Origin of the sequence: Ralstonia sp. UNC404CL21Col, assembly GCF_000620465.1 — a bacterium.
GTDB classification, from domain to species: Bacteria; Pseudomonadota; Gammaproteobacteria; order Burkholderiales; family Burkholderiaceae; genus Ralstonia; species Ralstonia flatus.
The window spans coordinates 620,359-633,354 of record NZ_KK211140.1; the positions used below are offsets into that span (position 1 = coordinate 620,359).

Genomic DNA, 12,996 nt, shown 5'->3' on the forward strand with positions numbered 1-12,996 from the left:
ACATGGTTGAAATCGAAATTGATGGCAAGAAGGTCGAGGTTGCCGAAGGCAGCCTGGTGATGGAGGCGGCCCGCCAGACGGGCACCTACATTCCTCACTTTTGCTATCACCGCAAACTGTCGGTCGCGGCCAACTGCCGGATGTGCTTGGTCGAGGTCGAGAAGGCGCCCAAGGCGCTGCCGGCCTGCGCCACGCCCGTCACCGCGGGCATGAAGGTCTTCACAAATTCCGAGAAGGCAGTGAAGGCGCAGAAGTCCGTGATGGAGTTCCTGCTGATCAACCACCCGCTGGATTGCCCGATCTGTGACCAGGGCGGCGAGTGCCAGTTGCAGGACTTGGCCGTGGGCTACGGCAAGTCTGAATCGCGCTACCAGGAAGAGAAGCGTGTGGTATTCCACAAGAATGTGGGCCCGCTGATCTCCATGGAAGAAATGACGCGCTGCATTCACTGCACGCGTTGCGTCCGTTTCGGCCAGGAAATTGCCGGCGTGATGGAACTGGGCATGCTCAACCGCGGCGAGCATTCTGAGATCACGACGTTTGTCGGTCAGACTGTTGACTCCGAGTTGTCGGGCAACATGATCGACCTGTGCCCCGTTGGCGCGCTGACCAGCAAGCCGTTCCGCTATTCGGCCCGTACGTGGGAACTGGCACGCCGCAAGTCGGTGTCGCCGCACGATGGCCTGGGCGCCAACGTGATCGTCCAGACGAAGAATCAGCGCGTGATGCGGGTTCTGCCGCTGGACAACGAAGCCATCAACGAATGCTGGCTGTCCGATAAGGACCGTTTCGCCTATGAAGGCGTGAACAGCGACGACCGTCTGACCCAGCCGATGCTCAAGCAAGGCGGTCAGTGGAAGGCGGTTGACTGGACCACCGCGCTGGAATACGTGGCCAACGGCCTCAACGAAATCAAGCGCGATCACGGTGCCGAGCAGATCGGTGCATTGGCGAGCCCGCACAGCACGCTGGAAGAGTTGTTCCTGTTGCAAAAGCTGGTGCGCGGCATTGGCAGCGACAACGTCGACTTCCGTCTGCGTCAGTCCGACTTCTCGGTCAAGCCCACGGGCGCTCCGTGGCTTGGCATGCCCATCGCCGACGTGTCGCTGCTGCAGCGTACGCTGGTCGTAGGCTCTTTCCTGCGCAAGGATCACCCGCTGCTGGCCGCGCGTCTGCGTCAGGCAGGCAAGAAGGGTGCCCAACTGAGCGTGATCGGCGCAGGCGGCGAAGATTTGCTGATGCCTGCCACGCAGTTGCTGGGCGCGCCGTCGCAATGGTTGTCGCTGCTGTCGCAAGTTGCCGTGGCGGTGGCGGCTGCCAACAACGTTGCCCGCCCGGGTGGCACCGATAGCATCGAAGCCGGTGACGTTGCCAAGCGCATCGCTGCGAGCCTTGCGTCGGGAGAGCGTAAGGCTGTGTTCCTGGGTAACGCTGCTGTAGCGCATCCGCAGTTCTCGCAACTGCATGCGCTGGCCCAGTGGGTGGCGCAGCAGACCGGCGCGACGCTGGGTTTCCTGACGGAAGCGGCCAACACCGTGGGCGGCTACATTGCAGGTGCGTTGCCGCAAGGTAATGGTCTGGACGCCGCCGCTATGCTCGCGCAACCGCGTCGCGCTTACGTGCTGCTGGGCGCTGAGCCGGAATTCGATACTGCGAACCCCGTGCAAGCCCGTGCCGCACTGGACCAGGCTGACACCGTGATCGTGCTCGCCCCGTTCGCTTCCCGCGCCGCCCTTGAGTACGCGGACGTGCTGCTGCCGACGGCTCCGTTCACGGAAACGTCGGGCACGTTCATCAACTGCGAAGGTTTGCCGCAAAGCTTCAACGGCGTTGTGCGCGGCCTGGGCGATTCGCGTCCGGCGTGGAAAGTTCTGCGCGTGCTGGGCAACCTGCTGAACGTCTCGGGCTTTGAATACGACAGCTCAGAAGTGGTGCGCGACGAAGTGCTGGCCAAGCCGGTCAGCGAGCGTTTGTCGAACGCGACGACCGCACAGACCGCCGCGCCTGCTGCCGCTGCGGCAGGCATCGAACGTCTGGCCGATGTGCCGATCTACCACGCCGACCCGATCGTGCGTCGTGCGGGCTCCCTGCAACTGACGGCTGCAGCACGCGCCGCAGTGCGCGCTGGCGTGCCGGCAGATCTCTATGCACAGCTGGGCCTGGCCAATGGTGATGCCGTGCGCGTGACGCAAGGGCAGACCAGTGTGGTGCTGCCGGCAGTGCTGGACAAGTCGCTGGCTTCCGGCGTGATCCGTGTGCCCGCCGCGACCGAGGCCTCGGCGCAGCTGGGTGCCATGTTCGGTGCGGTAAGCGTTGAGAAGGTTGAATCGTCCGCGCTGGCGGCTACGGTGTAAGGGTCAACATGATCGAGTCGATTACTTCTTTCGGTACCGCCACCTTCGGTGGGTGGTGGCCGCTGATCTGGACGCTGGTCCGTGCGGTCTGCATCATTCTGCCGCTGCTGCTGTGCGTGGCTTACCTGATCCTGTGGGAGCGCAAGCTCATTGGCTGGATGCACGTGCGTCTGGGCCCGAACCGCGTGGGCCCGATGGGCCTGCTGCAGCCGATTGCCGACGTGCTGAAGCTGCTCCTCAAGGAAGTCATGGTGCCGAGCGCGGTCAGCCGTGGCATGTACATCATCGCGCCGCTGATGGTGCTGATGCCCGCCGTGGCGATCTGGGCGGTGATTCCGTTCCAGGCCGAGGCGATGGTGTCGAACATCAACGCCGGCCTGCTGTACGTGATGGCGATCAGTTCGGTCGGCGTGTACGGCGTGATTCTGGCGGGCTGGGCTTCGAACTCGAAGTACGCGTTCCTCGGTGCGATGCGTGCCTCGGCACAGATGATTTCGTACGAAATCGCGATGGGCTTCGCGCTCGTGACGGTGCTGATGGTGACGGGTAGCCTGAACCTGTCGGACATCGTTAACTCGCAGAACCGCGGTTTCTTTGCAGGTCACGGTATCAACATCCTGTCGTGGAACTGGCTGCCGCTGCTGCCGATGTTCGGCGTCTACTTCATCTCGGGTGTGGCTGAAACGAACCGCCACCCGTTCGATGTGGTGGAAGGCGAATCCGAAATCGTGGCCGGCCACATGATCGAGTACTCGGGCATGGCGTTCGCGCTGTTCTTCCTGGCCGAGTACATCAACATGATCGTGATCTCGGCGCTGACGGCGACCCTGTTCCTGGGCGGCTGGGCTTCGCCGATCGACGCACCGGTCCTCAACTGGATTCCGGGCTTCTTCTGGCTGCTGATCAAAGTTTTCCTGCTGCTGTCGGTCTTCATCTGGCTGCGTGCATCGTTCCCGCGTTATCGCTATGACCAGATCATGCGTCTGGGCTGGAAGATCTTCATTCCGCTCACTGTGGGCTGGCTTGTCGTCGTCGCCATCTGGTTGGTGTCGCCGTGGAACATCTGGAAGTAACGGGACAATAGGAAGGCACCATGTTGCTTGCCATTAAGGAATTCTTTAACAGCCTGCTCCTGAAGGAACTCTTCAAGGGACTGGCGCTGACTGGGCGCTACCTGTTTGCGCGCAAGATCACTGTTCTCTTTCCGGAAGAGAAGACGCCGCTGTCGCCGCGCTTTCGCGGTCTGCATGCACTGCGTCGCTATCCGAACGGGGAAGAGCGCTGCATTGCGTGCAAGCTGTGCGAAGCCGTTTGCCCGGCCCTGGCCATTACGATCGAGTCGGATCAGCGCGACGACGGCACCCGTCGCACCACGCGCTATGACATCGACCTGACCAAGTGCATTTTCTGCGGCTTCTGCGAAGAGGCTTGCCCGGTGGACGCCATCGTCGAGACGCACATCCTGGAATACCACGGTGAAAAGCGCGGCGACCTGTATTTCACCAAGGACATGCTGCTGGCCGTGGGTGATCGCTTCGAGCCGGAAATTGCGGCCAACAAGGCGGCCGACGCAAAGTACCGCTGATTCAAGACGTCCGCCGTGCAGCTGGAGTTGGCGGGCGTTGCAGTTGACATCCCGGTTGGACAACGGCTCTTCGAGAGCCAACCAGTTGCGGTGGCGTCATGCCACCGCGGCTTTGGACAAGCGCGTGCCGCAAAACGGCCCGTGCCAGGATCATGGAAATCACGACGATCATCTTCTACTGTTTCGCGCTCGTGCTGGTGCTCGCAGCGCTGAAGGTCATCACCGCGAAGAACCCGGTGCATGCGGCGCTGTTCCTCGTGCTCTCGTTCTTCACCGCGGCGGCGATCTGGATGCTGCTCAAGGCGGAATTTCTCGCCATCACGCTGGTGCTGGTCTACGTTGGGGCGGTGATGGTGCTGTTCCTGTTCGTGGTGATGATGATCGATATCGACATCGAACACCTGCGACGCGATTTCTGGACCTACGTGCCGATGGCAGCCTTTGTGGGCGTCGTCATCATCTTGGAAATGGCTGTGGTGCTGACCAAGACCTTCATGGGCCGTGTGCAGCCCGTGCAAGAGTTGCCGAAGGGCTTTACCGGCCCGAACACGCAGGCGCTCGGGAAGCTCATCTACACCGATTACATCTATGCCTTTGAAGTGGCCGGCGCGGTGCTGCTGCTCGCGATTGTCGCGGCCGTGGCGCTGACCGCACGCCGTCGCAAGGACACTAAGGCACAGAACGTGTCCGATCAGATCCGCGTGAAGCGCAAGGACCGCGTGCGTCTGGTCTCGATGCCGGCGGAAAAGTCGGCTGGCGCAGCTTCGGCTGAATCCAAGAGCTGAGCCCCGGGAGAATCCATATGTCTTCGCTATCCCTTGCCCATTACCTCGTGCTCGGCGCGGTGCTGTTTGCCATCAGCATCGTCGGCATCTTCCTGAACCGCAAGAACGTCATCGTGCTGCTGATGGCGATCGAACTGATGCTGCTGGCGGTCAACCTGAACTTCGTCGCGTTCTCCCATTACCTGGGAGATCTGGCGGGGCAGGTGTTCGTGTTTTTCATCCTGACGGTGGCCGCGGCGGAATCCGCGATCGGTCTCGCCATCCTGGTGGTGCTGTTCCGTAATTTGGACACCATCAACGTCGACGATCTGGACAGCCTCAAGGGCTGACCTCCGCATCCACCTATAAGAAGCGTTCCATGGCTACCACGCTCAATCCCAACCTGCTGCTGGCGATCCCGCTCGCGCCGCTGGCCGGCGCGGCGATCGCCGGGCTGTTCGGCACCAAGTTCTTTGGCGAGAAGATCGGCCGCACGGCATCCCACAGCGTCACCATCCTCGGTGTTGCGATCGCCTTCATTCTGTCGGCGCTGACGCTGTCCGACGTCATCAACGGCGCCGGTTACAACGGCACCGTCTACGAATGGATGACGGTGGGTTCGCTGAAGATGGAAGTCGGCTTCCTCATTGATTCGCTCACGGCGATGATGATGTGCGTGGTGACCTTCGTCTCGTTGATGGTGCACATCTACACCATCGGCTATATGGCGGAAGACGACGGCTACAACCGTTTCTTCGCGTACATCTCGCTGTTCACCTTCTCGATGTTGATGCTCGTGATGAGCAACAACTTCCTGCAGCTGTTCTTCGGCTGGGAAGCTGTGGGTCTGGTGTCTTACCTGCTGATCGGCTTCTGGTTCAAGCGTCCGACGGCCATCTACGCCAACATGAAGGCGTTCCTGGTCAACCGCGTGGGTGACTTCGGCTTCGTGCTCGGTATCGGCCTGCTGCTGGCGTACAGCGGTAGCCTGAGCTACGCTGACGTGTTCGCCGCCCGCGACAACCTGGCCACGATCGGCTTCCCGGGCACGGACTGGCACATGCTGACGGTCGCCTGCATCTGCCTGTTCATCGGCGCAATGGGTAAGTCCGCGCAATTCCCGCTGCATGTGTGGCTGCCGGACTCGATGGAAGGCCCGACCCCGATTTCCGCACTGATTCACGCGGCCACCATGGTGACGGCCGGTATCTTCATGGTCGCACGTATGTCGCCGCTGTTCGAGTTGTCGGACACCGCGCTGTCGTTCGTGCTGATCATCGGCGCTATCACCGCGCTGTTCATGGGCTTCCTGGGCATCATCCAGACCGACATCAAGCGTGTGGTGGCGTACTCCACGCTGTCTCAGCTGGGCTACATGACCGTCGCGCTGGGCGCATCGGCCTACCAAGTGGCCGTGTTCCACCTGATGACACACGCCTTCTTTAAGGCACTGCTGTTCCTGGGTGCCGGCTCGGTCATCATCGGCATGCACCACGATCAGGACATGCGCAACATGGGCGGTCTGCGCAAGTACATGCCGATTACGTGGCTGACGTCGCTGGTGGGTTCGCTGGCGCTGATCGGTACGCCGTTCTTCTCGGGCTTCTATTCGAAGGACTCGATCATCGAAGCGGTGCGTGAATCGCATCTGCCCGGCGCCGGCTTCGCCTACTGGGCCGTGCTGGCGGGCGTGTTCGTGACCGCGTTCTACTCGTTCCGCATGTACTTCCTGGTGTTCCACGGTGAAGAGCGTTTCGGCAAGGCCCACGCCCACCACGACGACCACCATGAAGAGGAAGAGGGCGATCACGATCACCACCACGGTTTGGCCCCCGGCCAGAAGCCGCATGAGTCGCCCTGGGTTGTGACTGTGCCGCTGGTGCTGTTGGCGATCCCGTCGGTCATCATCGGTGCAATGGCGATCCAGCCGATGCTGTTCGGCGAATTCTTCAAGCACGGTGTGGTGTTCTCGGAAGTCATCTTCAACAGCGAAAACCATGAAGCCATGAAGGTGCTGGCCGAAGACTTTCACGGTTGGGTCGCGATGGCGCTGCACGGCTTCACGTCGGCACCGTTCATTCTGCTGGTGTTGGGTGTCGTGCTGTCGTGGTTCTTCTACTTGAAGCGCCCGGATATTCCGGCGGCGATCGCCAAGCGCTTCTCCGGCGTCTACAAGCTGCTGGACAACAAGTACTACATGGACAAGATCAACGAGATCGTCTTTGCCAACGGTGCGGTCAAGTTTGGCCGAGGCCTGTGGAAGGGCGGCGATCAAGGTGTGATCGACGGTGTTGTCGTGAACGGCAGCGCGCGTCTGGTGGGCTGGTTCGCGACGGTCGTGCGCCTGCTCCAGTCCGGCTTCATCTATGACTATGCGTTCGCGATGATCATCGGCACGGTTGGGCTGCTGACGTATTTCGTGTTCCTGGCAGGCAAATAAGGGATTACAAAAATGGTTCTGTCTTTTGCGATCTGGCTGCCGATCTTCTTCGGCGTGCTGGTGCTGGCCTCGGGCTCAGACCGCAATCCCGGTTATGTCCGCTGGATGTCGCTGATCGGCTCGCTGATCAGCTTTGTGATGACGTTGCCGCTCATCACGCGTTTCGACAAGACGACGGCTGCCATGCAGTTCGTCGAGAAGTCGTCGTGGATCGAGCGCTTCCACATCAGCTACTACCTGGGTGTCGACGGCATTTCGATGTGGTTCGTGGTGCTGACTGCGTTCATCACCGTCATCGTCGTCATCGCCGCCTGGGAAGTGATTACCGAGCGCGTGGCGCAGTACATGGCCGCGTTCCTGATCCTGTCGGGTCTGATGATCGGTGTGTTTGCGGCGCTCGACGGTCTGCTGTTCTACGTGTTCTTCGAAGCCACGCTGATCCCGATGTACATCATCATCGGCGTGTGGGGCGGCCCGAATCGCGTCTACGCAGCATTCAAGTTCTTCCTCTACACGCTGCTGGGCTCTTTGCTGACGCTGGTTGCGCTGCTGTACCTGTACTTCCACAGCGGCACGTTCGAAATCCTGCAGTGGCATCAGGTCAAGCTGTCGATGAACGAGCAGATCCTGATTTTCCTGGCGTTCTTCATGGCCTTTGCCGTGAAGGTGCCGATGTGGCCGGTGCACACCTGGCTGCCGGATGCTCACGTGGAAGCGCCGACCGGTGGTTCCGTGGTGCTGGCTGCCATCATGCTGAAGCTGGGCGCCTACGGTTTCTTGCGGTTCTCGCTGCCGATCGCGCCGGATGCCAGCCACAGCCTGTCCGCATTCATCATCGCGATCTCGCTGGTTGCCGTGATCTACATCGGTCTGGTGGCGCTGGTGCAGGCCGACATGAAGAAGCTGGTTGCGTATTCGTCGATCGCGCACATGGGCTTCGTCACGCTGGGCTTCTTCATCTTCAACGAGATCGGTGTGGAGGGCGGTATCGTCCAGATGATCTCGCACGGCTTCATCTCGGGCGCGATGTTCCTGTGCATTGGCGTGTTGTATGACCGGGTGCACTCGCGTCAGATTGCCGATTACGGCGGTGTGGTGAACACGATGCCGAAGTTCGCGGCGCTGTCGGTCTTCTTTGCGATGGCCAACTGCGGCCTGCCGGCAACCTCGGGTTTCGTCGGCGAGTTCATGGTGATCCTGGGTTCCGTGAAGTTCAACTTCTGGATTGGCCTGTTGGCTGCGACGGCACTGATCTTTGGCGCAGCGTATTCGCTGTGGATGGTCAAGCGCGTGATCTTCGGTGATGTGACGCACAAGCATGTGGCTGAGCTGAAGGACCTGAATTGCCGCGAGTTCTTCATGCTGGGCGTGCTCGCGATCGCCACCCTGTACATGGGCCTGTATCCGAAGCCCTTCACCGATGTCATGCATGCGTCCGTGGTCAATCTGCTGACCCACGTGGCTCAGTCGAAGCTGTAAGCAGCGAGAAGAAACTATGCAATCGTCCTCCTCTATTGCGGCTTTTGCCCCAATCGTTTTTCTCGCGCTGGGCATTGGTGCCGTCAACTGGATTGACTTGGCACGCGGCCAGAAACGAAGCAGCGTGGCCTATCCGGTTTCGCTGGTGATTACGCTGGTGCTGGCGGTGTGGTTCGCGCTGAATGCTGCGAACGGTGAGACGCACTACGTCTTCGGCAACATGGCCGTGATCGATCCGATGGCCAACGTGCTGGCGTCGTTCTGTGCGCTGACGCTGTTTGCCACGCTGGTATACACGCGCCGCTATCTGGCCGACCGTGACATGTACGCGGGCGAGTTCTACATGTTCGCCCTGTTCACACTGGGCGGTCAGGTGGTGATGATCACCGGCAACAACTTCCTCGTGCTCTATCTGGGCCTGGAACTGCTGTCGCTGGCGTCGTACACGCTGGTAGCGCTGCGTCGCCGTTCGAACGTGTCGTCCGAATCCGCCATGAAGTATTTCATCCTGGGCGCGCTGGCATCCGGCCTGTTGCTGTACGGCATGTCGATGCTGTACGGTGCGACCGGCTCGCTGGAACTCGGCAAGGAGTTTGACGCCATTAAGAACGGCGAGATCAACAAGACGATCCTCGTGTTTGGCGTGGTGTTCATTGTTGCTGGCCTGGGCTTCAAGCTTGGTGTGGCGCCGTTCCACATGTGGGTGCCCGACGTGTACCAAGGCTCGCCGACGGCCGTGACGCTGCTGATTGCCGGTGCGCCGAAAGTGGCCGCCTTCGCAATGACGCTGCGTATTCTGGTGGAAGGCCTGCTGCCGCTGGCATTCGACTGGCAGAACATGCTGATCGTGCTGGCTGTCGTGTCGCTGGCCATCGGCAATATCACGGGCGTTGTGCAGACCAACTTCAAGCGTCTGCTGGGCTATTCGACCGTCTCGCACATGGGCTTTCTGCTGCTGGGCCTGGTATCGGGCGTCAGCTCCGGCAAGCCCGATTTGACGGCGCAGGCCTACAGCGCGTCGATGTTCTATGCCATCACCTACGTGCTGACCGCGCTAGGCGCGTTCGGCGTCATCCTGCTGCTGTCGCGCAAGGGGTACGAGGCGGAAGACATCGCCGACCTGAAAGGCCTGTCGAAGAAGAGCCCGTGGTTCGCGCTGCTGATGCTGTTCATCATGATGTCGCTGGCGGGCCTGCCGCCGACGGTCGGCTTCTACGCCAAGCTGTCGGTCCTGGGCGCAGTCGTCGATGCTGGCATGTCGTGGCTGGCCGTTGTGGCGGTGCTGTTCTCGCTGGTGGGTGCGTTCTACTACCTGCGCGTCATCAAGGTCATGTACTTCGACGTGCCGGCTGACGAAGGCCCTGTGGAAGCCACCTTTGGTCTGCGCTCGCTGCTGTCGATCAATGGCTTGCTGGTGTTGTTGCTCGGTATCTTTCCGGCCGGCCTGATGGCCGTGTGCTATCAGGCGATCCGCCTGACGCTGGCTTCGTAATACGCCGAGCGTCATGAGCACGTCGACGGGCGGCCTGTTTGTCATCGTGTTGGCACTGATCTGTGCCAACCTGCCGTTCGTCAACCAACGCGTGCTGGCACTGGTGCCGGCACGCTGGCCGCGCAAGCCGTTCTGGCTGCGCGGCACCGAGCTGATTGCCATGTATGTTGTGGTTGGGCTGATCGGCTTCGGTATTGAATCGAGCCAGGGCAATGCGTTTGCGCAAGGCTGGCAGTTCTACGCGATCACCGCATGCCTGATGCTGGTGTTCGCGTTTCCGGGCTTTACGTGGCAATACCTGGTTCGCCATCCCCGCGATTCCCGTTAAATCCCGCCGGGCAGGTTCCCGCTGTCTCGGCATGAGAGAGCGCCATGTCCGATCACACCCCGCTGAACGAAACCTCTGAGACTGCGCAGGACTCGGACGCCGGCCTGCGCGAGACGCAGGTGGCCTCTGCGCTGATGCACCAGGGTAAATTCCTCACGCTCAAGCAGGACATCGTCCGGCTGCCGGACGGCCGAAATGCCAGCCGCGAATACCTGGTTCATCCGGGTGCAGTGATGATGATTCCGCTGTTCGACGATGGCACCGTGCTCATGGAGCGCCAGTTTCGCTATCCAGTCGACAGGGTGATGATCGAGTTTCCAGCCGGCAAGCTCGACCCGCAGGAAGGCGCGCTGGCATGCGGCAAGCGCGAACTGCGGGAGGAAACCGGCTACACGGCCGAGCGCTGGGACTACCTCACACGCATTCATCCGGTCATTTCGTATTCCACCGAATTCATCGACATTTATCTTGCCCGGGATCTGAAGCAAGGCGAGGCGATGCTCGATGAAGGCGAATTTCTCGAGACTTTCATCACGTCGGCTGGCCAGCTCATCGATTGGGTGCGCGATGGCAAAATTTCGGACGTGAAGACCATCATCGGGACGTTCTGGCTTGAGAAGATCCTGTCCGGAGCCTGGACCCCAGGTGCAGCCTGAGCCGCTTGCTGCCGTCGCTTGATCGCACGATTTTGCTGTCTTCGCTACCATGGCGAACGGTCGTGCGAAAAAATTAGCACGACCGTTCACAAATTTTTGAATCGGGGATACACTCATCCCCATGCGCTGGACCGATCATGAAAGTGCTGGACCTCCGCTGTGCCAATGACCACCGCTTCGAAGGCTGGTTCGGCTCCGATGCCGACCTGCAATCGCAGCAAGAACGCGGGCTGTTGACGTGTCCTGTCTGCGGTCACAACGAGGTTGAGCGCTTGCCGAGTGCGCCGCGCCTGAATCTGTCGTCGTCACGAACGGAGGCCGCCCAAAAGGGCGCTGCCGCCAAGACAGCCGAAGGCGAGGGCGGTGTATCCGCAGCCCTGCAACAGCTCTATCTGAAAGCCGTGCGCCATGTCCTTGCCAATACCGAGGACGTCGGCGAGCGGTTTGCAGAAGAGGCGCGCCGCATGCACTACAACGAGGCGCCGGAGCGAGGCATTCGCGGGACGACGTCTCGGGAGGAAGCGCAGGAACTGGCGGAGGAAGGCATCGACGTGATGCCGCTGCTGGTGCCCGACGCGCTGAAGCAGCCCGTGCACTAGCAGCCCCGATTCAGGTCCGCGCCGGTCCGACAGAACGTTCTCCGCCGATTTGCCACGGTGGGGAGCCAACCACAGGAGACAGGCATGGATCTGAACTACTCGGCGGCCGACGATGCGTTCCGCCAGGAAGTCCGCGGCTGGCTGGAAGCCAATCTGCCCAAGGACATCCAGGACAAGGTGTTGAACCACCGCCGCCTGAGCCGCGACGATTTCGTCCGCTGGCACAAGGCGCTCGCAGCGAAGGGCTGGTCGGTACCGCACTGGCCGGTCGAGTGGGGCGGCACCGGCTGGTCCCCCATCCAAAAACACATCTGGGACGAAGAGTGCGCGCAGGTCGGCGCACCTGGCGTGCTGCCGTTCGGCGTCAGCATGGTCGCGCCCGTGATCATGAAGTACGGCAATGAAGCGCAGAAGCGCTACTTCCTGCCGCGCATTGTTGATTGCACCGACTGGTGGTGCCAGGGCTATTCGGAGCCGGGTTCCGGGTCCGATCTGGCTTCCGTGAAGACACGCGCCGTGCGCGAAGGCGATCACTACATCGTCAACGGCCAGAAGACGTGGACGACGCTCGGCCAGCACGCCGACATGATTTTCTGCCTGGTTCGCACCGACCCCGATGCGAAGAAGCAAGAAGGCATCTCGTTCCTGCTGATCGACATGAAGACGCCGGGCATTACCGTGCGCCCGATCATCATGCTGGACGAAGAGCACGAGGTGAACGAGGTCTTCTTCGACAACGTCAAGGTGCCCGTCCAGAACCTGATCGGTGATGAGAACCGCGGGTGGACGTACGCCAAATACCTGCTCGGCCACGAGCGTACGGGCATTGCACGTGTGGGCAATTCCAAGCGCGAATTGGCGTTCCTCAAGCGCGTTGCCAAGCAACACCAGAAGAACGGCAAGCCGCTGCTGCAGGACCCGGTATTCGGTGCCAAGGTGGCGTCGCTGGAAATCGAACTACTGGCGCTGGAGATGACGGTGCTGCGCGTGGTGTCGAGCGAGAATGCAGGCAAGGGCCCGGGGCCCGAGGCGTCGCTGCTCAAGATCAAGGGCACGCAGATCCAGCAGATGCTGACCGAGCTGATGGTGGAGGCCGTGGGGCCATACGCCCAGCCGTTCGACCCGAGTTACCTTGAAGGCGACACCTCGCAGGCCGCGACGGGCGACAACGATGCCGCGCCGCTTGCGCCGTACTACTTCAACTATCGCAAGACCTCGATCTACGGCGGGTCGAACGAAATCCAGCGCAACATCATCTCGCAGATGATCCTTGGCGTCTGAGCAGAACGGCGACAGAAC

General features: G+C 61.1%; 12 protein-coding genes. All 12 read left to right on the forward strand.

What is annotated here, in order from left to right:
• The first annotated feature begins 2 nt into the window (after positions 1 to 2).
• The 12 genes from nuoG to N511_RS0120880 all read left to right on the forward strand — a co-directional run bounded on the left by nuoG (position 3) and on the right by N511_RS0120880 (position 12,978).
• Positions 3 to 2,354, forward strand: coding sequence for an NADH-quinone oxidoreductase subunit NuoG (gene nuoG / locus N511_RS0120825; RefSeq protein ID WP_027681034.1), 2,352 nt, complete (start codon positions 3 to 5; stop codon positions 2,352 to 2,354).
• A gap of 8 nt (positions 2,355 to 2,362) precedes the next feature.
• Positions 2,363 to 3,427 (forward strand): NADH-quinone oxidoreductase subunit NuoH, encoded by a 1,065-nt coding sequence (nuoH, locus tag N511_RS0120830; protein ID WP_009241059.1) that lies wholly within the window; start codon positions 2,363 to 2,365, stop codon positions 3,425 to 3,427.
• Positions 3,428 to 3,447: 20 nt separating this feature from the next.
• Positions 3,448 to 3,939, forward strand: a complete 492-nt coding sequence (gene nuoI / locus N511_RS0120835) for an NADH-quinone oxidoreductase subunit NuoI (protein ID WP_003261939.1) — start codon at positions 3,448 to 3,450, stop codon at positions 3,937 to 3,939.
• Between the two features lie 152 nt (positions 3,940 to 4,091).
• Entirely contained in the window at positions 4,092 to 4,724 is a 633-nt protein-coding gene (locus N511_RS0120840; protein WP_027681035.1) for an NADH-quinone oxidoreductase subunit J, read from the forward strand.
• A 17-nt stretch (positions 4,725 to 4,741) separates the two neighbouring features.
• Positions 4,742 to 5,053 carry an NADH-quinone oxidoreductase subunit NuoK gene (nuoK, locus tag N511_RS0120845; RefSeq protein WP_004630788.1) on the forward strand — a complete coding sequence of 104 codons (312 nt, stop codon included), beginning with the start codon at positions 4,742 to 4,744 and terminating at the stop codon, positions 5,051 to 5,053.
• A gap of 29 nt (positions 5,054 to 5,082) precedes the next feature.
• Complete coding sequence (gene nuoL / locus N511_RS0120850; protein ID WP_027681036.1) at positions 5,083 to 7,143, forward strand: NADH-quinone oxidoreductase subunit L; 2,061 nt, start codon at positions 5,083 to 5,085, stop codon at positions 7,141 to 7,143.
• Between the two features lie 12 nt (positions 7,144 to 7,155).
• Positions 7,156 to 8,622 (forward strand): NADH-quinone oxidoreductase subunit M, encoded by a 1,467-nt coding sequence (locus N511_RS0120855; RefSeq protein ID WP_027681037.1) that lies wholly within the window; start codon positions 7,156 to 7,158, stop codon positions 8,620 to 8,622.
• Between the two features lie 16 nt (positions 8,623 to 8,638).
• Complete coding sequence (gene nuoN, locus N511_RS0120860; protein ID WP_027681038.1) at positions 8,639 to 10,114, forward strand: NADH-quinone oxidoreductase subunit NuoN; 1,476 nt, start codon at positions 8,639 to 8,641, stop codon at positions 10,112 to 10,114.
• Between the two features lie 13 nt (positions 10,115 to 10,127).
• Positions 10,128 to 10,442: a DUF2818 family protein gene (locus tag N511_RS0120865; RefSeq protein WP_027681039.1), complete on the forward strand. Its 315-nt coding sequence runs from the start codon at positions 10,128 to 10,130 to the stop codon at positions 10,440 to 10,442.
• Between the two features lie 44 nt (positions 10,443 to 10,486).
• Positions 10,487 to 11,098: an NUDIX domain-containing protein gene (locus N511_RS0120870; protein WP_027681040.1), complete on the forward strand. Its 612-nt coding sequence runs from the start codon at positions 10,487 to 10,489 to the stop codon at positions 11,096 to 11,098.
• Between the two features lie 137 nt (positions 11,099 to 11,235).
• Complete coding sequence (locus N511_RS0120875) at positions 11,236 to 11,697, forward strand: DUF1178 family protein (protein ID WP_027681041.1); 462 nt, start codon at positions 11,236 to 11,238, stop codon at positions 11,695 to 11,697.
• Positions 11,698 to 11,781: 84 nt separating this feature from the next.
• Entirely contained in the window at positions 11,782 to 12,978 is a 1,197-nt protein-coding gene (locus tag N511_RS0120880) for an acyl-CoA dehydrogenase family protein (protein ID WP_027681042.1), read from the forward strand.
• Positions 12,979 to 12,996 lie beyond the last annotated feature (18 nt).